Here is a 22,590-nt window from a genome sequence, read left to right on the forward strand (position 1 = left end):
AACAATCTTTCGGGCTTTCTTTTTATTTTAAATAACTTTGCAATACTACACTATTCTATAAATTGCTCATGTCAATTATTACCCTTACTTCGGATTTCGGAAATTTAGATTACAGAGTTGCCGCTGTGAAAGGCAAAATTCTGTCTCTAAACCCTGAGGTTAATATTATTGATATCACCCACGAAATCCAGGCATTCAACCTTATACAAACTTCGTATATTGTAAGAAATGCTTATAAATATTTTCCTAAAGGAAGCATTCACATTCTTTCTGTAGACAGTTTTTACAGCAAATCAAGAAAGAATATCCTCTATAAAGCAGACGGATCATACTTCCTGGCGGCAGACAATGGCCTTTTAAGCCTCATATTTTTTGATATAAAACCGGAAGCCATCTACGAGCTTACGCTGAATAACCGTTTTGATGATGTTATCAACTTCACATCTACGGACATTTTTGTTCCTGCAGCAGTGCATCTCGCCAATGGCGGACTTCCTGAAGTCATAGGAAGAAAAATAAGCACAGCAAAACAGCTGATGTTCCCACGGGCGGTTTATAATGAATCGGAAGGGATGATTATTGGTGAAGTTACTTACATTGATAATTTCGGAAATATAATATCAAATATCAATAAAGATTTTTTTGAAAACATCAGTAAAGGCTACAGCAGTTTTACTATAAAATTCAGAAATTTAAGCCTTTCAAGAATATTTTCAAGCCACACAGAAGTGGTTTCGGACTGGAAAAGGGAGACCGAATTCCACGGACAGTCTGCAGCTATCTTCAATGATAGTCAGTTATTGGAGCTTACCATCTACAAAGGAAGTAAGAAAAACGGCGCTAAAAGCCTGTTTGGACTGAATGTAGGTGAAAATATCTATATTGAATTTAGCTAAGATTATATATTTCTTAAAAAAACCGATTTTTTTTATATATTTGTCAAAATCTAAAAATCAAAAATGGCAGAATACAAATTATTGCTTCCTTCCATGGGAGAAGGTGTTATGGAAGCGACAATTATCACTTGGTTATTCAATGAAGGTGATAACGTAAAGGAGGATGACTCCGTAGTAGAAATTGCAACAGATAAAGTAGATTCAGACGTACCGACACCAGTTTCGGGGAAAATTGTAAAAATTTTAAAGCAAAAAGATGAAGTTGCAAAAGTAGGTGAAGCCATTGCTATTTTAGAAATTGAAGGAGAAGGCACTGCTTCAGAAGAAGTAAAAAATGAAACTCCGGCAGCTACTCCGGATGCTGACACTTTAAAAGCGATTGAAGAGCCTTTACAAACAGTGGCTGCTTCAAACGTAGAATTCTCAGGAGACCTTTATCTGTCTCCACTTGTAAAATCTATCGCACAACAGGAAAATATTTCTGAAACTGAACTGAAATCTATCAAAGGAAGCGGTTTAGAAGGAAGAATTACCAAAGAAGATATATTAGCATATGTTGCTAACAGAGGAAGCAAGCCGGTTCAACAGGCAGCTCCGGTACAGGCTACTTCTGCTCCACAACAAGCAGCATCTGCTCCGGCAGCTACCATTCCGGTAAGTGCAGGTGATGAGATCATTCCAATGGACAGAATGAGAAAGATCATCGCTGAAAACATGGTGAAAGCAAAACAAATTGCTCCACACGTTACTTCTTTCATTGAAACAGACGTTACCAACGTTGTAAAATGGAGAAATAAAAACAAAGCGGTATTCGAAAAACGTGAAGGTGAAAAACTGACGTTCATGCCTATTTTCGTTAAAGCTGTAGTAAAAGCTATTCAGGATTTCCCGATGATCAATGTTTCTATCAATGGTGAGAACATCATCAAAAAGAAAAACATCAACATTGGTATGGCGACTGCCCTTCCGGACGGAAACCTTATTGTTCCTGTCATCAAAAATGCAGATCAGTTATCACTTTCAGGTCTTGCAAAAGCAATCAACGATTTAGCTTACAGAGCAAGAAACAAGAAATTAAGACCGGAAGATACTCAGGGAGCAACGTATACAATTTCTAACGTAGGAAGCTTCGGAAACCTTATGGGAACACCGATCATTCCTCAGCCTCAGGTAGCTATTTTGGCAATCGGAGCGATTGTTAAGAAGCCTGCAGTTCTTGAAACAGCTGACGGCGATGTAATTGCTATCAGAAACTTAATGTTCATGTCTCACTCTTATGACCACAGAGTAGTAGACGGATCTTTAGGTGGAATGATGCTGAAGCACGTTCACGACTACCTTGAAAACTGGGATCTGAACACTGAAATATAAGTAATGAGTAATTGGCAATAAGTAATTTTTGCTGATTGTAAATAGTAAACCTTCGATTCAATCGGAGGTTTTTTTTGGTTTTATCAGTTAAACTCAATAAAATATAAAAAGATTAAACAACCTAAAAGACATGTTGCAAATATTCAAACAAATGACTTTTTTATTATCAAATCACTAATAAAACAAATTCAAATCTACAATATCAGAAGTTATTTGTAAATTAGATTTATTAACATTATTTTTAAGCAAATAAATATTCAATAATGGATCTTGATTACAGAAAGCATGACATGACCAGATTTTCTGATTTCACCGAGGAAGATGAAAAATTAATCACTGAAGTTTATGATCAGCTTTCAGACTCCTATGACATTTCGGTAATTGACATTCAAGATTCTCCTTATGAACAATTCAGTTCTCACGATCTGTATCCGATATTTATCCCGAAGATCTGCTATTCTTTAAAGGATCGCAATAAAGACAACCCTTTCTACCTTTATATTGTCAGTAAAGTCGGTATGGCTTCCAGAGGCGGGCGCCTGGGACGAAAATATGATACTGTACAACTTTGGGGATTAAAAAAACTTGAACAAGATTTTGGGTATATTTCCATTAACAAGAAAAGATTGATGGATAAGATTGCAGGAATCTTCACTAGTTTTAATATCAATTTTAAAGATCATGATTTTAAAGATTTCTATGTTTTAGGAAGTGATCAATATAAAGCCATGAATTTTTTAAACTCAAAGAGAAAAGAAACAATACAATCTTTTCCCAATGAAAACTTTAAACTTGAAGTAAGAAATACTATTTTAAGTTTCGGTTTACCCGAAATACTGACGACAGGAAATGCTGAAATTATTTCAAAGTTCCTAAATGAAATATAAATTCCAGATTTTACCGTAATTTCATCCCTCAAAACCTGCAAATGCTGAAAATTTTCACCCTCATCAAAAGATCCCTCAAAAATTCTTTCGACAATATCCGGAACGAACAGCTGAAGCACAATCTGCTTCAGGCCATTCCCTTTTGGATAGGATCTGTTATTACAGGTTTCTTTGCGGTGATGTATGCACAGGTATTTGCCTGGGGTGAACATCTTATGAATTTTATTTTCGACTGGCATGCATGGATGATTTTCATTATTGCTCCTATAGGATTTGTATTATCATGGTGGCTGGTGAAAGAATTTGCACCCAATGCCAAAGGAAGCGGTATTCCACAGGTAATGGCCGCAGTAGAGCTCGCCAATCCGAAAGAACATAGGAAAATCCGGAATCTGTTAAGTATTAAAATTATTTTTTTCAAAATCCTGTCTTCTGTCATTCTTGTTATCGGAGGAGGTGCTGTGGGACGTGAAGGCCCTACTATTCAGATTGCAGGTTCAGTTTTCAGAAAAGTGAATGAGTATCTTCCTGATTGGTGGCCAAAGATTTCCAAGAAAAATATGATTATGACGGGAGCAGCGGCCGGACTTGCTGCAGCGTTCAACACTCCCCTTGGCGGAATTGTTTTCGCTGTGGAAGAATTGTCAAAAACACACATCAATTACTTTAAAACAGCTTTGTTTACGGCAGTAATTATTGCAGGCTTAACAGCTCAGACATTGGCCGGATCTTATTTATATCTTGGATATCCGAAAACCAATGATGTTTCTTTAATGGTCATGTTTCCTATTATATTGGTTGCAGCCACTGCCGGTATTATGGCAAGCCAGTTATCTGTTATCATGCTTAAAATCAATAGCTGGAAGAAGAAAAAACTGAAAACAGATAAAGCGAATGTGATTTTTCTGATCGTTTGCGCGTTAATTATCGCTTCCATTGCTTATTTCATCAACAGAGAAGTACTGGGCTCAGGAAAAGAAATTATGGAGCGTGTTCTTTTTACCAAAGATAAGCACGAAGACTGGTATGTTCCTATTTTGAGAATGCTGGGGCCTGCCCTTTCCTTTACATCAGGAGGTGCCGGTGGGATTTTTGCTCCGGCTCTTACTGCGGGTGCAAGTATAGGTTCTGTTATTTCAGGAATTATCCATTTAACCCCCAACGAAACCAATGTCGTTATTCTGGCCGGAATGGTCGCTTTTCTTACCGGTATTACAAGAGCACCTTTTACTTCAGCCATTATTGTGCTGGAAATGACCGACAGGCATTCTCTGATCTTTCACCTGATGCTGGCGGGAATGGTTTCTTCCATTGCTTCAATCCTGGTAAGCAGACATTCTTTGTACGATGTTTTGAAGGTGAATTTTCTGGCTGAAATCAGATCCAAAAATGAACAGAATCCTGAAACCCATAACAAAGGTGAATAAATATTCTCAGGAAGTCTTAACTATTTCACCAATCCTCTTGCATATAAGAAATATATTCTATACTTTTGCACCTCGAAATAATTAACAAATTCATTTAACATTATGAACAATTACGAAACTGTTTTCATTTTAACTCCCGTTCTATCTGAGTCACAGGTAGAGGAAGCAGTGAACAAGTATGTAGATCTTATCAAAGAAAAGAACTGCGAAATCGTTGCTAAAGAAAACTGGGGATTAAAAAAATTAGCTTATCCTATCCAATTGAAAAAGAACGGGTTCTATACTCTAATTGAATTCAAAGGAGAAGGTACTGTGGTAGCTGATCTAGAATTAGCATTTAAGCGTGACGAGAGAGTAATCCGTTACCTTACTACAAAACTTGACAAACATGCTGTTGAGTACGCTGTAACTAGAAGAACTAAAGTAAAAGCAGCTAAAGCTTAATTATTAACCCTATTTTTTAAAAAAGACAAGACATGGCAATAGATGAAATGGCTAAACAAGCCTCAGCTGGAGGAGAATCAGAAGTAAAATTCCTTACTCCGCTTGATATCAATACAAAATCTGAAAAGAAATATTGTAGATTCAAAAAATACGGAATTAAGCACGTTGATTACAAAGATGCTGATTTCTTATTACAATTCGTAAACGAGCAAGGTAAAATTTTACCAAGAAGATACACTGGAACTTCTTTAAAATACCAAAGAAAAGTTTCTGCTGCTATCAAAAGAGCAAGACACCTTGCATTACTACCATACGTAGCTGACTTATTGAAATAAGACAAAAATAAATAAAAGAAGAGGTTTTTCCTCTTCTTTTGTTGCTGAATACATCATTAATTCTAACTTGATTTTAGATACAACCTAAAATCTAAAAAAGGACAACAACAATGGAAATTATCCTAAAAAAAGACGTAGAAAACTTAGGACTTGAGTTTGATACAGTAAACGTAAAGCCAGGTTATGCTAGAAACTTCTTAATTCCTCAAGGAATTGCGCTTTTAGCTACTCCTAAAAACAAAGCTGCTTTAGAAGCTACATTAGAAGCTAGAAAAGAAGAAGAAGCTAAATTAATCGCTGCTGCTAACGCTGTAGTTGAGCAATTGAAGAAAACTTCTATCACAATCCCTGCAAAAGTAGGTGCTGGTGACAAATTATTCGGATCTATCAACAATGCTGATCTATCTGCTGCTTTAGAAAAAGCTGGTGTTTCTGTAGAGAAAAAATACATCAAGATTCCTGGTAACACAATCAAGAGAACTGGTAAATTCGCAGCTCTTATCAGACTTCACAGAAATGTTGAGTACAACTACGAGTTTGACATCGTATCTGATGCTCCGGTTGAAGCAGCTCCTAAAAAAGAAGAAGCTAAAACTGAAGAAGCTTAATAAGCAACTGAGAATTTCTCACAATACAAGACCACTTCAATTTATTGAGGTGGTTTTTTGTTTGTGTGATATGGGACGTATAGATTCTTAACTACCCCGTCTTTTTGCTTTGCAAAAATCCACCCCTTCAGAGAAGGGGAATGTAGGATCTTAACTGTTATTACTCGTTAAATTAGTTTTTTTAAACATTACACGTAAGAACAGCCAAGAAAATCTAATCCAGCATTATAAACCCTGCTACCTCGTAACCCGAATGACGAAACTCAAACACTCAAACCCTCAAACCCTCCCACTCACTACTTATCCCCTCTCAATTTATGCTGATATTCCGTTGGAGCCATTCCGATTACCTTTTTGAAGATATTACTGAAAGACGAGAGACTGTTGTATCCTACCATCATAGCAATTTCATACATATTGTATTTTCCTTCAAGCATCAGTTCAAGAGAACGGGTAATTCTCAAAGCTCTTAGAAAACGAATGTAATTCATGCCCAGAATCTCTTTAAATTTCCTTGAAAGGGTTCTTGTGCTCATTCCGAATTCTTTTGCTGTAGATTCAATCGTAAGGGGCTTCTCAAGGTTTGCATGAATATATCTTGCAATCTTCAGCAGTGTTTCATCTTTTGGAAAAGGATGCTGAATCGGAAATGCCAGATGTTTATGTTTCTTTTCCTGTAAAACTCCTTTGAGAGCTTTGAGAAAATAATATTTTGAGGTATCATTTTTTGTGATTTTCCCATCCCAGTCTTTAGTATAAAAAATCATTTCCCGGAGGAGATTATTGACAGAATAAATATTGATTTCATCAAAAAAGCCACTTTCAATTTCTTCCTTTTTAAAATAAAAGTTATACAAATCAACCTTTGGACTGGTAGAAAAAATATAATGCGGTGTCCCGGCAGGAATCCACATAAAGCATCTGGCAGGAAGATACCAGTGTTTCTGATCTGTGAAAACATGTACGATACCGCCTTCTGCATAGACTAACTGTGCTGAACTGTGATAATGAATCTCCGTGGTGACATTTCCTGTGAGGACATGATAGATGTAGAATTCGGCATCATCTTCTTCTACCGCTTTAAAATGGCTGTTGTTCATAGGATAAAGGTATGAAGAATTTTCAAATTGGCGTAAATGAGCAAATCTTTTTCTGTTTTCACAAATCGGGTACTATGCTTGTCGTCGTAACTTTGCTGCATCAAAATCATTTTAGCAAAAATACTTTAATTAATTTATGAATATCATATTTAACGCATGCCGGTATATGTGCATTGCGTTGTGCTTATTATTGAGCAGTTTTTTACATTCACAGATGATAGATTACCAGAACCTCGGCTTACAGCAAGCTATAGAGATTGGTTCGAAAAACAACAAAAACATACAGATCAGTCATCTGAAACAGGAAATGTCCGTGACCAAAGAGAAAGATCTCAAAATGGAGAAACTTCCGGACATTGAATTTCATACAAGCTATAATCAGGTAACCAACCTGTTCCAGCATCAGAATGGCGTATTTAATAAAGCCACCAAGTATGATGTAATCAATGGAATGTATGACTTTACATTGTCTGCTTCCATCCCGGTTTACATGGGCGGAAAAATCAGGAATACAGAGAGAAAAGCGGCTATTGATACGGAAATTTCTACTTTAAAAACGCATCTGGACGAGAGACAGCTGAAAATGGAAATCATCACCGCTTTTCTACAGATCCATCACTTAAAAGAGCAACAGAGCCTTATTAATGATAAAATGAAGGAGGATTCCGTAAACATCAGGCAGGTGAAAGCTTTGAAAGCTAATGGGGTTGTAACGGTAAATGAAGTATTAAGAACTTCGCTGCAGTTGTCCAATCATACCATTAGCTGGACGGAACTCGATAACGATATCCAGATTGCAGAGCACAAGCTGAAAACGATTCTTGCCCTTCCGGAAAATCAGGAAATGCACGTGAATACGGAAGATCTTATTTCGGACAATGCTGTCATTCCGTATGTTGATGAGCTTACAGAAACGGCTTTAAACAAGAATGAATCTGTTGAAATTACTCATAAGAATCTTTCGTTGAAGGAGCTGGATCAAAAAATCACCAAAGCAAACTATTTGCCTAAAGTTATGGCGGGCGGAGAATATTTTTTAAAGTATCCGAATATGATGTTCTTTCCGCCGGAACCTTATGCTTACCGCCTCGGGATGATAGGAGTAAATCTTACCTATCCTATTGAAAGCCTGTATAAAAATAAATATAAAATGCAGGAAGCAAGAGAAAACATTGATCTTGCCAAGCTTCAGATTGAAGAAAACGAAGAAAAAATCAGACATCAGGTGTACGAAGCGTACAAAAAGTTTGAAGAAACCAGCCAGAAGGTAAAAATTGCTGAAGAAGCAATTAATCAGGCAAAAGAAAACTATCGTATTGTAAGAACAAAATACGCAAACAAACTAAGTCTTATCACTGAACTGATAGACGCAGACAATACTTATCTGGAAGCTGAATCTAATCTTATTTCCGTAAAAATTAACAGACAACTTAAATATTACCAACTCCAATATACGATTGGAAACTTATAAAAACTATGGCACAGAAACAACTGACACAAAAGGAAAAAAGAATCAACAAGTCCATTACTTTACTGGCCTGGATTCTGATCATCAGCGGAATCACGGGAATGATCAGCTTTTATCTTTTTTCGAGAAAGAATGTGACAACGAATGATGCGCAGATTGAGCAATATATTACGCCTGTATCCAGTAAGGTGTCAGGTTTCATTAAAACGATAAAGTTTAACGAAAATCAGTTTGTGCATAAAGGTGATACATTAATCATCATTGACAACAGAGAGTTTGTGAATCAGGTACACATGGCTGAAGCTAATCTTCATGCTAATGCCGCCACCATCAGCACCATTGAAAGCGGTGTCAGCACCAAAGAAAGTGACACGAAAATCATTGATGCTAAAATTGCTTCCACCAGAATTGATATCTGGAGAACGGAACAGGATTTTAAAAGATATAAAAACCTGTTGGCAGAAGATGCCGCTACAGAACAGGAATTTGAAAATGTAAAAGCTTCTTATGAACAGTCAAAAGCCAATCTTTTAGCGCTGGAACAGCAGAAAAATGCAGTAAGAGCCGGAGCCAGTGAACAGCAGACCAAAGTTGCTCCCGTAAAAAGCCAGATCCAGCAGAGTTCTGCCAGTCTTAACAATGCGAAGCTTTATCTGTCTTATACGGTAATTACTGCTCCTTATGACGGATGGGTTGGAAAAAAGACTATTCAGGAAGGACAGTTGATTAAAGAAGGTCAGGCTTTGGTGCAGATGGTCAGCAAAGAGAAATGGATCATCGCCAATTATAAGGAAACACAGCTGGGACAGATTGATCAGAGCAAGGAAGTAATTATTACTGCGGATGCTTATCCCGATGTTGAGTTTAAAGGAAGAATACTTTCCGTTTCTCCTGCATCAGGGTCCCAATTTTCTTTGGTAAAACCTGACAATGCCACCGGAAATTTCGTAAAAATAGAACAGCGATTTCCTGTTAAAATTATTCTTGACAACAATAAAGACAATGAAAAGCTGCTTTCCGGAATGAATGTTCTGGTGAGCGCGAAGAAGATTTAAGTTTGAAAGTGGGAGTGTTTGAGAGTATTAGAGGATAAAATATTCTGTTTTAATTTAATTTTCAAATTCTCTCATTTTCAAATTTTCAAATTAAATTACTTTTTTAGCGAAAAGGCAAACGGCAACATAGCAAATCTGCAAATTTTTTCTTTACGCATATTTGCCGTTTTACCTTTTACTTTTACACCCTTTTGCCCTTTGTCTTTTCGCATTTTTAAATCCGGTTCAATGACAAATTTGTTCATTTGACCTCTCCTTTTTTCTGAGCTTAATGCTTACAAATTATGCAACATAATACAGTTTATCATAAATGGGTACCACAATGGCTGAAACTGCCTCTTCTTATACTGGCATTGTTTCCCCACCTGATGTTGTTGTCGCTTTTACATTCGAACAGCGCCTTCACATCTTCTTTTATGGATGTAGATTCAGATGACATCCAGTATTTAATGATTTTGATGTACGGGACATTTGTGGTTACCCTTTTAGTATTACAGAGGTTTATGGCTTATTTCAGCGTGAAATATTATGTTCTGCTGATGGCATCAATTTCGGTAATTATTCTTTACATTTTGTCAGTCACCAATGATTATCATGTTATTTTGGTCATCCGCTTCTTGGAGGGGATTTTCGGTTTGCTGGAAGGTGCCATTTTTCTGCCTTTAATTATTGCAGAATTAAAAACAAAACACGCCAAAGTTTTAGCATATCTTTTTATGTATACCATTATGCTGACCGGAGGAACTATTACGACTTCCCTGCTAAAATCAAGTATTGAAGATTATGATTTCCAGCATATGGTTCTGATGATGGTTTATTTCCATGTATTTGTACTGATCATCGGTATTGCTCTCTTCAACAGAAACAGATTCTTTCCCAAGAAACCTTTATATCAATTGGATATTACAAGCTGGTTTTTGCTTTGGGTATGTCTGCAGGCCGGCGGTTATGCCATTATTTATGGAAAGAGACTGATGTGGTTCGAATCTGATACCATTATCATGTGTCTGTTTATATTCCTTCTTTCCGGAGGTTTATTTATGCTTAAGCAAAGAAATTCTAAGAGACCGTTGTTCCATTTTGAAGTTTTCAGTTCCAAAAATGTGATTGCAGGAATGATTCTGTTTTTCATATTTTATCTGATCCGCTCCGGACTGAATAATGTCTACAGCATCATGGCTACCGTATGGAAATGGCCCTGGGATTATATTGTAAACATCCAGTACTGGAATGTGGCTGGAACTCTTTTGGGTATTTTATTATCCGGAATCTGTTTGGTTCGGGGAATTTCCTCAAGGATTGTTTTCTTTACGGGATTTCTGCTGTTAGCCATAGATTGCGCATGGTTTACCTATACTTTTTATCCCGATACTACCCTTTCGACAATCTGTCCGCCCTTATTCCTGCAGGGAGTTGCTCAGGGATTATTATTTACGCCGCTTGTTTTCTTTTTAATTTCAGGAACACCGGAAGAATATGTTGCCAATGCCACGGCGTTAGGAACAACAACCCGTTTCTGGACAACCGCTATCGGTTATGCTTTGATGCAGAATCTGATGTTATTTTTAACCTTAAAACATTCCGACACTCTTAGCGCTAATCTCACAGATACGAATCCTGTCTTCTATAATCAGTGGAATCAAATCTTTGGAGCCAATATTTCCAAACTATCGATTAATGATTCTTTAACTATGACAGCAGGAGCTTTTAAAGCTAAAATTACAGCACAGTCAATTCTCCTTTCCAATATGGAAATTTTTACCGGACTTTTCTGGCTTGCATTCATTACTGCTCTTTGTTTGTTGATTTATCATCCGGTAAAAATAGCAGTGCGAAATATAATGTAAAGGAAGAAAGCTGGAGAAGAAAGCTTAAATAGCAAGTAAATTTGATTAAGGTAATTTCCTTATTTTTAACGCCAGGAATACGCTAAGGAAATATAAAATGATATGAATACTTTCCGTCCGAAAAGGCATTTCATTCAGCTACGCCCATAATGAATTAACTCTGCTAAGTGTCAACGCCTTTGTGAACAGAATTTCTCATTTTTCAGTCAAATCTTACATTTAAATTAAGTAATAGCTAAAGGGCTCTTTAACTAAAGCTATAATGAAGTTCTCAATAAACAAACAGTATTTCTCAAATTTCAAAAGAAGTTTTCTGTTCTAACTGTTATCTTCAATTTTCTATCTCCATTTCTCATCCACTTTGGCCGGTTTATTGTTCGTATTTTTCCAGCAGCAAATATTGCTTAAACCAATACGTTTAATACAAAAGCTTACCAATGGAAATTGAAAGTATTTTACTGAAACAAAGAGATTTTTTCACAACACAGCAAACCAAAAACCTTGCTTTCCGGAAAATGTATCTTGAAAAGCTTAAAAATCTTATTATTGCTAATCAAGATATGCTGTGTGAAGCGATTCATAATGATTTTGGGAAATCAAAATTTGATACCTTCACCACAGAGCTGTCTTTCATTCTGAATGATATTAATTACTATATCAAAAACTTAAAATCACTTTCAAAACCTAAAAAAGTAAGCACCAACCTTGTCAATCAGCTCGGAAACAGTAAAGTTTATGCTGATCCGCTTGGCTGTGTACTCGTCATCGGGGCCTGGAATTATCCTTACCAGCTGTCACTTTCTCCTATTATTGCGGCAATGGCTGCCGGAAACTGCTGTATTCTTAAGCCCAGCGAAATAGCAGAAAATACCATGAAAACTATGGCATCTATTATCAATGAAAACTTTCCACCAGAATATCTTTATGTGTATGAAGGAGGAATTGAAGAAACAACAGCTCTTTTAAGATTAAAATTTGACAAAATATTTTTTACGGGAAGTACAAAGGTTGGAAAGATTGTTTATAAAGCGGCCGCAGAACATTTAACTCCTGTAACGCTGGAACTGGGTGGAAAATCTCCGGCAATTGTCACTAAAAATGCCAATCTCGAAGTGTCTGCCAAAAGAATTGTGTGGGGAAAATTCCTCAATGCAGGACAAACCTGTGTAGCTCCCGATTATCTGTTGGTGGAAGAAACTATTCAGGAACAGTTTCTGGAAATGTTGAGAAAATACATCAAAGAATTCAAATATAGTCAGGATTCTGAACAATACACAAGAATTATCAACCAAAGGAATTTCCAGCGCCTTATCCACCTTATCAATAAAGAAAAAATCTACTCGGGAGGAAATTTTGATGAGGAAAAACTCTATATCGAACCCACTATTCTGAATCATATAGACTGGAATGATGACATTATGCAGGAAGAAATTTTCGGTCCGTTGTTGCCTGTCATCAGTTTTAAAAATTACAATGCTGCACTAAACTCCATTTCAGAACTTGAAAAACCGCTGGCAGCTTATCTTTTTACCAATGATTCGGAAGAAAAAGAAAACTTTACCCGAAAACTGTCGTTCGGAGGAGGCTGTATCAATGATACTGTGATGCATTTAAGCAATGATCATCTTCCGTTCGGAGGAGTGGGAAGTTCCGGTATGGGAAATTATCATGGGAAATATGGTTTCGAAACCTTTTCACACCCAAAAGCAATTCTTGAAAAAGCAACCTGGGGAGAACCAAACATTAAATATCCGCCATATTCTGAGAAAAAATTAAGCTGGATCAAAAAATTAATGTGATCCTAAAAGTCTTCTTTTTCTACAGATATGCTAATTGTACTACGGATCTGTTAAATCAACTCAATAGAAATAAAAAACTGCCTCATTTCTGAAGCAGTTTTTACATTTTATCCTTTTTTAGGAGCCCAGGTCGTAAAGAATTCTTTTACTTTTTCTTTACTATACCCTTTCCCTTCTTCTAAAACATCACTTTGCTGAACTTTGATCATTTTCCCGTCTTTATCTAAAATAATAAAAACCGGATAACCGAATTTATCACCTGGATTGCCATACTGGGCAAAAACTTTTTCATTCTTGTTATCAGGAGAAAAGTTCAAATGATAGTAGACATAGTTTTTATCTACAATTTCCTTCAGTTCAGGAGTAGTCTGTACGTAATTATTAAAACGCAGACACCAGATACACCAGTTTCCACCAGCCTGTATCATGACATTCTTGCCTTCTTTCTTAGCCTGAGCAACAAGTTTATTAATATCTGCCTGGGCATCAGCTTTTGGATCATAAGGTTTAGGAAGCTTAGCTTTTTCTTCTGCAGCCTTTTTCTGAGCTTCTAGTTTAGCCTGCTCTGCAGGCACTATAAGCGCTGTTTTTTGTTTTCCTTTATCGGGCGAATTCTTTACATCTTGCGAAAAAGCGAAAGCACTTAATCCCACGGAAGCGAATATTATCAATCTTTTCATAATATAAAAGTAAAAAAAATAACATATATCCCTCTGCAAAAATAGAACCATAATTTTATTATCACTAAATTTGCGTGTTTTATGAATTTCTTAATCAAAATATTATACTTAGTCTCTAAGCTTCCGCTTAAAATATTATATATTTTTTCGGATGTCATCTTCTTCCTAAATTATTATCTGGTAGGATACAGAAAAGAGGTTATCACTCAAAATCTTAGAAAGTCTTTCCCTGAAAAGTCCGAAAAGGAAATAAAAGAAATCCGAAAGAAGTTCTACCTTAATTTTTCAGATTATCTGGTAGAAACCATCAAGTCTTTCAGCATTTCTGAGACAGAGGCCAGGGTGAGAATGCAGCACATCAATCAGGAACTATTTCATGAAGCTAAAAAGGAAGGTAAAAATATTATCCTTCTGGCAGGGCATGTCTTCAATTGGGAATGGATCAATGCATTGGCAAAGATTGTTCCCCAGGCACACTGTCACCCTGTGTATAGAAAGGTAAACAGTGATTTTTGGGAAAATCAGATGAAAAAAGTCCGGAATAAATTTGGAAACGAAGCACTGGAAGCCAATGAAGTTATTCTGAATATTTTCAGATCTAGAAATAACGGAGATTCAGCTTACATGTTTGTAGCTGATCAAACGCCTCACCACGCTCATGTCACTTACGGACTGGAATTTTTGAATCAGCGTACTCCTGCTTTCATAGGCTATGACAGGCTTGCTACAAGGATGGATCTTGTTTTCATCTATTGTGAGATGAAAAAGGTAAAACGCGGTTATTATCAGGTTAATTATCACAGAATATATCCGGATGGTGACAAATTTACAGAAAATGAAGTAGTGAGAAAATTCCATAAATTATTGGAGAATACTTTACACAAATATCCTGACAACTACCTTTGGTCACACAGAAAATGGAAATATCAGGACTCTATCAAAAATTTTGATTCCGAAAAAAAATAGGTTGACATGCAGAAAAAACTGGCAGTTGCCATCTTAAACTGGAATGGCAGGAATTGGCTTGAGAAATTTCTTCCGGGTGTAGTACAATTTTCTCAGAATGCGGATATTTTTGTAATAGACAATCTTTCTACGGATGATTCCATTGAGTTTCTACAGAAGAATTTCCCTACAGTCCATATTATTAAAAATGATCAGAACTATGGGTTCGCAGGGGGCTATAATGAAGGATTAAAATCCATTCAACATGAATATTACTGCCTTCTTAATTCTGACGTAGAAGTTACAGAAAACTGGATAGAACCTGTACTGGAATTGCTGGAAAACAACGCTGATATATCTGCAGTACAACCAAAGATTTTGTCTTATCACAACAGAAGTTATTTCGAATTTGCAGGTGCTGCCGGTGGTTTGATAGATAATCTCGGATATCCATATTGCAGGGGAAGAGTTTTTGATGATCTCGAAGAAGATAAAGGTCAGTATAATGACGAAGCAGAAATCTTCTGGGCATCAGGATGCTGTTTTTTCATTCGTGCAAAAGACTTCTGGGAACAGGGTGGTTTTGATGCCAGGTTTTTCGCTCATCAGGAGGAGATTGATCTTTGCTGGAGACTTATTAATTCTGGAAAAAAGATTTATTATACCGGAAAATCCAAAGTTTATCATGTAGGGGGCGGAACGCTCAATAAACAGAGTACACAGAAGACTTATTTAAATATGAGAAATAATCTTTCTATGATGCTTAAGAATCTTCCTTTTCCTCTATTGATCCGGGTAATTTTTTTCAGATTATGTCTGGATGGTATTGCAGGAATTTATTTTTGCTTAAAGCAAGGTTTTCCACATTTGTGGGCTGTTCTGAGAGCTCATTTTGGATTTTATGCTCAGCTTCCCGGAACATGGAAACTTCGCCAGAAACATCAGAAACATCATTTTTATCAATCAAAATGGCTGATTTTTAAACATTTTTTGGGAGGAAAGTGATAGGTGGCAGATGACAGGTTATAGGTTGCAGGGATTAGGGATTAGGGATTAGTTGAAAATTACAACTTATTTATAGAGTAAAAATTTATAACTTCAATTAGCCTAAGTTCAACACTTTAAACTTTAAACTTTAACCTCCAACATTAAACTTTAAACCAGAGAACCAGTAATAGAAACAACCAAGGAACTATCAACAACTTATAATTTTTAAAACAATGGATTTCTGTGCAATAGATTTTGAAACGGCTACCCACGAGAAAAGTTCAGCTTGTGAGATGGGAATTTGCGTGGTACAGGATTCTCAAATTGTGGAAACAAAAACCTGGCTGATTAAACCACCAAGTTTTCCTTATTTCAGTAAATTTAATATTGCAGTTCATGGGATTCAACCGCAAGATGTGAAGGATGCACCTACTTTTGATGAAATATGGTATGAAGCGCAGGACATGATGTACGGCAGTCTTATGATCGCTCATAATGCAGGATTTGATGCTTCTGTTTTAAGAGGTTGTCTGCAGCATTATGGAATGTTTACTCCCCAACTCAACTATCTGTGCAGCATACAGCTTGCAAAGAAGTCATGGAACTACCTTCCAAAGTATGGCTTGAAACCATTGGCGGAATACCATAAAATTGATTTTACCCACCACAGAGCAGGAGCTGATGCTGAAGTATGTGCCAAGATTTCTTTACTGGCATTTGAAAAACTCTTCCTCACCAGTAATGATGAAGTAAATGATTATATGAAAGCAAAAATTAAAAGGCTTTAGTAATTCTACAAACAAATAAAACCCGGGTTCTTTTTATCTGTGAAAATCTGTACATTTTACAGGACATCAATTATTAATTACTCAACACTTCAGACAACAGATTGAATTTTGGAATATCAACTTCAAAAGTTTCCTGTGTCTCCATGTTTTTAACCAGATATTTTCCGCTCATATTACCTACTCCGGAACGAAGCATAACATTGGAAAAATAAGCAAAATTTTCACTGGTTCCTATCTCGGGAGTCAATCCGATCACCCCGTCGCCTATAATTTCTGTGTATCCGAATCCGACATCAAAAATCAACCATTTTCTTTTCAATACTTTGATAGGAAAGCTTCCGTCATTTTCTATCGTGATATTGTATTTAAAAACGTAACGGTTTTCGGAAGGATAACTGTTTTTACTATCATATTCAGGTATAACTGAAACTTTGATATTGGAAGTCATTTTTGAAAACATCATTGTAGCATTTTCTTAATAAATACAAAAATCTCGCCTTTTTTAAGGCGAGATTGTATATTATGTTATAATTTTATTAAAAACTATAATCCAAGGCCTTTTCTTTCGTCACCTCCCATTAGAATTTCAACAGGGTTGTCGATACCTTCTTTTACCGCAACAAGGAATCCTACAGATTCTTTACCATCGATAATTCTGTGGTCATAAGACATAGCTACATACATCATTGGTCTGATTACTACCTGTCCGTCAACAGCTACCGGTCTCTGGATGATGTTGTGCATTCCTAAGATTGCAGATTGTGGAGGGTTGATGATTGGTGTAGACATCATTGATCCGAAAGTACCACCGTTTGTAATAGTGAAAGTACCACCAGTCATTTCGTCAACAGTAATTTTACCGTCTCTTACTTTTACAGCAAGATCTTTAATGTTTGCTTCAACCCCTGCAAAAGACATATTTTCAGCGTTTCTCAATACTGGAACCATTAATCCTTTAGGACCTGAAACGGCAATTGAAATATCGCAGAAATCATAATTTACTTTGAAATCTCCGTCAATAGAAGCGTTAACATCCGGATACATTTGTAATGCTCTTGTCACTGCTTTTGTAAAGAAAGACATGAAACCAAGTCCTACTCCGTGTTTTTGAGCAAATTCCTCTTTATATTGTTTTCTTAATCTGAAGATTTCAGACATATCCACTTCGTTGAAAGTCGTCAACATTGCTGTTTCGTTCTTCACAGAAACCAATCTCTGAGCGATTTTTCTTCTTAAAACTGAAAGTTTAGTGGTAGTGGTAGTTCTTGCACCTGTAGCAGTCATAGGGCTTCCTCCTAATGCAGGAACTGCCGCTAATTCAGCATCAGTTTTAGTGATTCTTCCGTCTCTTCCTGTTCCTGAAACCTGAGCAGCATCCATTCCTTTTTCGTCAAGGATTTTCTTAGCAGCCGGAGATGGAGCTCCTGTTGCATAAGTTTGTGGAGCAGCTACCGGAGCAGCTGGTTTTGGAGCTTCTTGTTTAGCAGGTTCAGCAGCTTTCGGAGCTTCTTCCTGTTTTGGAGCTTCAGCAGCAGGTGCAGCACCTTCTGGTTTTTTAGCATCCATATCAATTAAACAAACTACCTGACCTACTTGTACTACATCACCTTCTTCTGCTTTTAAAGTGATAATTCCACTTTGTTCTGCAGGCAATTCAAGAGTTGCTTTATCTGAATCCACTTCGGCGATAGGTTGATCTTTTTCTACATAATCACCATCTTTTACAAGCCAAGTTGCAATTTCAACTTCTGTAATTGATTCGCCCGGTGAAGGAACTTTCATTTCTAAAACTGACATATCGAGTATTTTTTATTTTTTAATTGATTATTATTTTAAATTAAGCTGTAACGGGTCTTTTTGCAGGAGCATCATCTCTGTCGAAAACTCTGTTGATCACTGCATTTTGATTTTTCTCAAACATCTTGTGGCTACCTGGAGCCGGAGCACCGCTTGGTACCGGAGCTACTACCTGGATTCCTGTATCTCTGAAGTTTCTCAGGATATAAGACCAAGCCCCCATGTTTTCAGGTTCTTCCTGAGCCCACACTAATTGCTTTCTGTTTTCATACTTATTGAAGATCGCTTCTATAGCATCTGCCTGAAGAGGATACAACTGCTCAAATCTTACTAAAGCAATATTTTCACAGTTCAGTTCTTCTTTCTTCGCTAATAACTCGAAGTACAGTTTACCTGAACAAAGAACTACTTTTTCTACTTTTTTAGGATCCGCTGCAGGATCGTCTAGGATTGGCTGGAATGAACCTGTTGCAAAATCTTCAAGTGGAGAAACCACTTTAGGGTGTCTCAATAAAGATTTAGGGCTCATTACGATCAATGGTTTTCTGAACGCCCATTTCAACTGTCTTCTCAATAAGTGGAAGTAGTTGGCAGGTGAAGTAATGTTGGCTACTACCATGTTTTCGTTAGCACAAAGAGTAAGGAATCTCTCCAATCTTGCTGAAGAGTGCTCAGCTCCCTGTCCTTCTGAACCGTGAGGCAATAACATTACCAATCCGTCCTGAATTTTCCATTTTTCTTCTGCAGCAGCTAAATACTGGTCAACGATAATCTGAGCACCGTTCACGAAATCTCCGAACTGAGCTTCCCAGATGGTTAATGTATTTGGAGACGCCATTGCATATCCGTAATCGAAACCTAGAACACCATATTCTGAAAGGTGAGAGTTGAATACATCAAATCTGTTCTCAGAAACATGTCTTAATGGGATATACTCTTCTTCTGTATCTTCAGTTTTTACCACTGCATGTCTGTGAGAGAATGTTCCTCTTTCCACATCTTCTCCTGAGATTCTTACATTGTGACCTTCTACAAGAAGCGTTGCATAAGCTAACCACTCTCCCAGTGCCCAGTCTAATGAATTTCCTTCAATCGCTTTGATACGGTTATCGAAAAGTCTTGTAATTTTATTGATAAACTTTTTGTCTGCCGGAAGTGTTGACATTTTAATCGCCAGTTCTTTCAGCTTCTCCAAGTCATATTTTGTATCTACCGGTAACTGAACTGCTCCTCTCTTACCAATCGGATAGTTTACCCAGTCTTCAGCCATGAAGACGTCCATTACATTTTTCTCGATCTCTTTAGAAGCATCGAAATCTTTATCTAACAGCGCTTTGAATTCCGTTTCCATTTTAGCAATTACATCGTTAGAAGTAACGCTGTCTTTCAATAATTTATCTTTATAAATTTCTCTTGGATTCGGGTGTTTTGAAATGGTTTTATAAAGGTTAGGCTGAGTAAATCTTGGCTCGTCCCCTTCGTTGTGACCATATTTTCTATATCCTAAAAGGTCGATATAAACATCTTTTCCGAATTTTGCTCTAAAGTCAGCAGCAAAGTGGATGGCATGAACAACGGCTTCAGCATCGTCAGCATTTACGTGCATTACAGGAGATTCTGTAACTTTTGCAATGTCTGTACAGTATGTTGAAGATCTTGCATCCATATAGTTGGTTGTAAATGAAACCTGGTTATTCACAACGATATGAACTGTTCCTCCTGTTCTGTATCCTTCTAAAGTCATCATCTGAGCCACTTCGTAAGCAATACCCTGTCCGGCGATAGCCCCGTCACCATGGATGATGATTGGCAATACTTTAGAATAGTCTTTGTATTTGTCGTCTACTTTTGCACGGCAGATACCTTCTACCAAAGCAGCAACTGTTTCAAGGTGAGACGGGTTCGGAGTAAGGTTGATACATACTTCTTCTCCGGAAGCTGTTTTGATCTTTTTAGATGATCCTAAGTGATATTTAACGTCACCTGAGAATACATCTTCTTCAAATTCTTTTCCTTCAAATTCTGAGAAGATCTGCTTGTAAGATTTTCCGAAAATGTTTGTAAGAACATTCAGTCTACCTCTGTGAGCCATTCCTAACACCACTTCATCTACTCCTAACTGAGAAGATCTTGAGATCAGTTGATCTAAAGCCGGGATTAAGGTTTCACCTCCTTCTAATGAGAATCTTTTTTGTCCTACAAATTTTGTGTGAAGGTAGTTTTCAAAAGCAACCGCCTGATTTAATTTTAATAAGATTTCTGTTTTTTCGTTTGCAGAAAGACTTGGATGGTTTTCGTTTACCTGAAGCCATCTTTTGATGAAATCTTTTTCCTCAACATTGTTGATGTGCATGTATTCTACTCCGATAGAATCACAATAGATGCTTTCAAGGTGCTTGATAAGGTCTGCCAAAGTAGCAGGCTCCTTCATTCCTGTTTCTACAGCACAATTGAATTTTGTATTTAAATCTTCTTTAGAAAGACCGAAATTTTCGATGTCTAAAGTAGGGGTATAATGTCTTCTTTCTCTAACCGGGTTAGTCTTTGTAAAAAGGTGTCCTCTTGTTCTGTAAGCCTCAATAAGGTTTACTACTTTAAATTCTTTCTTGATATGCTCAGGAACTTCTCCATTTGATACTGCCTGAGAAATCTGTTGTTGTACTGCCGGGGCAGCGTTGGCTGAAGCCTGAATAAACTGGGTGTTATCGTCATCTCCGTAGTTCTCCAAAGCAAAATCGAAGCCTTGAAAGAAAGCTTTCCATGATGGTTCTAGAGAGTCCGGGAATTTTAAGTACTGTTGGTATAAATCCTCAATTAACTGAGAATGAGCTGCGTTTAGGAATGAAAATCTGTCCATTATTACAGTTTATCTATTTATTAAAATTTATTTGTAGAATTAATCTTCAAATTTAATAAAAAAAACCGAGTTAGAACAGTCTGAAACCGTTAAAAAAACTTAAGAAAAAATAAATTAAAAAAAAATTACTTATACACTGATAATGAGAGCTTAACATTTACCTCCTGACCTTCCATAGGACGTTCAATAAAGGTCTGGCGGATATCTCCGAAGCGCATCTCGTCTTTTTTGGCTTTCTGAATAAGCTGCTGAATTGCCCGAATTCGTCCCTCGTAGTTCCCTTTGTAGTAAATTACATAGTTTTGAGACGGATTTACGGACCTAAAATTGAAATTATTATCAGAAACTCCGATTTTCTTAGAAAGTGGAATTCCGAGGAAATAAGAAACCTCTTTGTCTTTGTAATTATCAGCGTCAGTAATCAGAATCGGGTATCCGAATTCATCATCTCTTTTGCCAAGATCCATCGTTACGAAGTTATAGACTTTGTTATAATTCATCACGATATTTTTGTACAGCGCATCTTTTTTATTTGATGTACTTACATTGATTCCCAACAACAATTTGTCTTCTTCATTTTCCACCATCAGACTGTCATATTTGATGGCTGCCATCTGGTTATCTTTTTCCACTTTATTTCCTAAAGAGTTTTTAAGATTCACCATACTTTTGTTGATATTTTCAGCGAAACGGTCCTCCGTCCAGAAGTTCTCCACTCTTTTCCAGACAGGCAGTTTCGGAGTGTGTACGTACCAGATAATTTTTGTTTTTTCTGCGGAAACAGGTTTGAATTTAACGTCAACCAATGTCGGATTTTCGTTTTCATCCTCAAAAAGCTGATATTTCAATGTTTTATTAAGGTTTTCATACCTGATAAACATTTCTCCATCAGTATCATTTTTAGGATCCACATAGCTGATCGCACTTCCCTGCCCCTCGTAAGGCGTATAATAATCAATATCTATAGACGGTGAGCTGGTAAAAAAATTATTCCATCTTGTAAAATTCTGAAGATTATTAAACTGGGTAAAAACCTTATCCACGGGATAGTCGATCTCTTTTTCAATCGTAAAGTTTTTACTTTCATCCACAAAATAATACATGGAAGCAGCATAAGCTCCCCCCAAAAGAATAATGATTACCGCTAAGATTTTAAAAATACGCATCGCACAAAAATAATACAAATAAAAAGAGTGAACAATATACAGATTGTTTTGAAAAAAAATAATGCATTAAAAAATATTGATTTAATGATTAATATCAAATAATCTGTGGTATGTATGGTATGCATATTGTTTT

The 22,590-nt window shown here is 36.7% G+C and carries 21 protein-coding genes; 14 read left to right on the forward strand and 7 right to left on the reverse strand.

The window, feature by feature from the left end; translation table 11 throughout:
- Positions 1-68 precede the first annotated feature (68 nt).
- The 7 genes from J2786_RS07200 (at position 69) to rplI (ending at position 5,968) form a co-directional block, all read left to right on the forward strand.
- Positions 69-896 carry an SAM hydrolase/SAM-dependent halogenase family protein gene (locus J2786_RS07200; RefSeq protein WP_047429800.1) on the forward strand — a complete coding sequence of 276 codons (828 nt, stop codon included), beginning with the start codon at positions 69-71 and terminating at the stop codon, positions 894-896.
- 63 nt (positions 897-959) lie between these two features.
- Positions 960-2,267, forward strand: a complete 1,308-nt coding sequence (locus J2786_RS07205; protein WP_047429798.1) for a dihydrolipoamide acetyltransferase family protein — start codon at positions 960-962, stop codon at positions 2,265-2,267.
- Between the two features lie 263 nt (positions 2,268-2,530).
- Positions 2,531-3,154, forward strand: a complete 624-nt coding sequence (locus J2786_RS07210) for a hypothetical protein (protein ID WP_047429795.1) — start codon at positions 2,531-2,533, stop codon at positions 3,152-3,154.
- A gap of 41 nt (positions 3,155-3,195) precedes the next feature.
- The gene (locus J2786_RS07215) at positions 3,196-4,581 is read left to right on the forward strand and encodes a chloride channel protein (RefSeq protein WP_047429792.1); all 1,386 of its coding nucleotides are present in this window, start codon (positions 3,196-3,198) and stop codon (positions 4,579-4,581) included.
- A gap of 102 nt (positions 4,582-4,683) precedes the next feature.
- Complete coding sequence (gene rpsF / locus J2786_RS07220) at positions 4,684-5,025, forward strand: 30S ribosomal protein S6 (protein WP_047429790.1); 342 nt, start codon at positions 4,684-4,686, stop codon at positions 5,023-5,025.
- 32 nt (positions 5,026-5,057) lie between these two features.
- Positions 5,058-5,360, forward strand: coding sequence for a 30S ribosomal protein S18 (rpsR, locus tag J2786_RS07225; RefSeq protein ID WP_002979091.1), 303 nt, complete (start codon positions 5,058-5,060; stop codon positions 5,358-5,360).
- Between the two features lie 110 nt (positions 5,361-5,470).
- The gene (gene rplI, locus J2786_RS07230) at positions 5,471-5,968 is read left to right on the forward strand and encodes a 50S ribosomal protein L9 (RefSeq protein WP_047429787.1); all 498 of its coding nucleotides are present in this window, start codon (positions 5,471-5,473) and stop codon (positions 5,966-5,968) included.
- 296 nt (positions 5,969-6,264) lie between these two features.
- Here rplI and J2786_RS07235 read toward each other — a convergent pair whose 3' ends face one another.
- Positions 6,265-7,068, reverse strand: a complete 804-nt coding sequence (locus tag J2786_RS07235; protein WP_047429785.1) for a helix-turn-helix domain-containing protein — start codon at positions 7,066-7,068, stop codon at positions 6,265-6,267.
- Between the two features lie 136 nt (positions 7,069-7,204).
- Here J2786_RS07235 and J2786_RS07240 point away from each other — a divergent pair, with 136 nt between their 5' ends.
- Both J2786_RS07240 and J2786_RS07245 read left to right on the forward strand, forming a co-directional pair.
- A complete protein-coding gene (locus J2786_RS07240; RefSeq protein WP_310024441.1) occupies positions 7,205-8,539 on the forward strand; it encodes a TolC family protein in 1,335 nt (444 codons plus the stop codon).
- A gap of 5 nt (positions 8,540-8,544) precedes the next feature.
- Complete coding sequence (locus J2786_RS07245) at positions 8,545-9,591, forward strand: HlyD family secretion protein (RefSeq protein ID WP_047429780.1); 1,047 nt, start codon at positions 8,545-8,547, stop codon at positions 9,589-9,591.
- A gap of 95 nt (positions 9,592-9,686) precedes the next feature.
- Here J2786_RS07245 and J2786_RS07250 read toward each other — a convergent pair whose 3' ends face one another.
- On the reverse strand, positions 9,687-9,836 hold the full coding sequence (locus J2786_RS07250; protein ID WP_156121414.1) for a hypothetical protein: 150 nt from the start codon (positions 9,834-9,836) through the stop codon (positions 9,687-9,689).
- 39 nt (positions 9,837-9,875) lie between these two features.
- Here J2786_RS07250 and J2786_RS07255 point away from each other — a divergent pair, with 39 nt between their 5' ends.
- A complete protein-coding gene (locus J2786_RS07255; protein WP_156121412.1) occupies positions 9,876-11,438 on the forward strand; it encodes an MFS transporter in 1,563 nt (520 codons plus the stop codon).
- Positions 11,439-11,875: 437 nt separating this feature from the next.
- Positions 11,876-13,237, forward strand: a complete 1,362-nt coding sequence (locus J2786_RS07260) for an aldehyde dehydrogenase (protein WP_047429775.1) — start codon at positions 11,876-11,878, stop codon at positions 13,235-13,237.
- Between the two features lie 107 nt (positions 13,238-13,344).
- Here J2786_RS07260 and J2786_RS07265 read toward each other — a convergent pair whose 3' ends face one another.
- Complete coding sequence (locus J2786_RS07265; protein WP_310024447.1) at positions 13,345-13,917, reverse strand: thioredoxin family protein; 573 nt, start codon at positions 13,915-13,917, stop codon at positions 13,345-13,347.
- An 81-nt stretch (positions 13,918-13,998) separates the two neighbouring features.
- Here J2786_RS07265 and J2786_RS07270 point away from each other — a divergent pair, with 81 nt between their 5' ends.
- From J2786_RS07270 to J2786_RS07280, 3 genes are all read left to right on the forward strand, one after another.
- Positions 13,999-14,883, forward strand: a complete 885-nt coding sequence (locus J2786_RS07270) for a lysophospholipid acyltransferase family protein (protein ID WP_047429770.1) — start codon at positions 13,999-14,001, stop codon at positions 14,881-14,883.
- A 6-nt stretch (positions 14,884-14,889) separates the two neighbouring features.
- Positions 14,890-15,867: a glycosyltransferase family 2 protein gene (locus J2786_RS07275; RefSeq protein ID WP_047429765.1), complete on the forward strand. Its 978-nt coding sequence runs from the start codon at positions 14,890-14,892 to the stop codon at positions 15,865-15,867.
- A gap of 215 nt (positions 15,868-16,082) precedes the next feature.
- Positions 16,083-16,637: a 3'-5' exonuclease gene (locus tag J2786_RS07280; RefSeq protein ID WP_047429762.1), complete on the forward strand. Its 555-nt coding sequence runs from the start codon at positions 16,083-16,085 to the stop codon at positions 16,635-16,637.
- 73 nt (positions 16,638-16,710) lie between these two features.
- Here the strand turns inward: J2786_RS07280 and apaG are convergent, their stop codons facing one another.
- From apaG to J2786_RS07300, 4 genes are all read right to left on the reverse strand, one after another.
- Positions 16,711-17,100, reverse strand: a complete 390-nt coding sequence (gene apaG / locus J2786_RS07285; protein ID WP_047429760.1) for a Co2+/Mg2+ efflux facilitator ApaG/CorD — start codon at positions 17,098-17,100, stop codon at positions 16,711-16,713.
- 80 nt (positions 17,101-17,180) lie between these two features.
- Positions 17,181-18,434, reverse strand: a complete 1,254-nt coding sequence (gene odhB, locus J2786_RS07290; RefSeq protein WP_142016573.1) for a 2-oxoglutarate dehydrogenase complex dihydrolipoyllysine-residue succinyltransferase — start codon at positions 18,432-18,434, stop codon at positions 17,181-17,183.
- A gap of 40 nt (positions 18,435-18,474) precedes the next feature.
- On the reverse strand, positions 18,475-21,291 hold the full coding sequence (locus J2786_RS07295; protein WP_047429755.1) for a 2-oxoglutarate dehydrogenase E1 component: 2,817 nt from the start codon (positions 21,289-21,291) through the stop codon (positions 18,475-18,477).
- A gap of 125 nt (positions 21,292-21,416) precedes the next feature.
- On the reverse strand, positions 21,417-22,457 hold the full coding sequence (locus J2786_RS07300) for an SRPBCC domain-containing protein (protein WP_047429752.1): 1,041 nt from the start codon (positions 22,455-22,457) through the stop codon (positions 21,417-21,419).
- Positions 22,458-22,590 lie beyond the last annotated feature (133 nt).

This window comes from Chryseobacterium vietnamense (genome assembly GCF_031454475.1).
In the GTDB taxonomy this organism is placed as follows: Bacteria; Bacteroidota; Bacteroidia; order Flavobacteriales; family Weeksellaceae; genus Chryseobacterium; species Chryseobacterium vietnamense.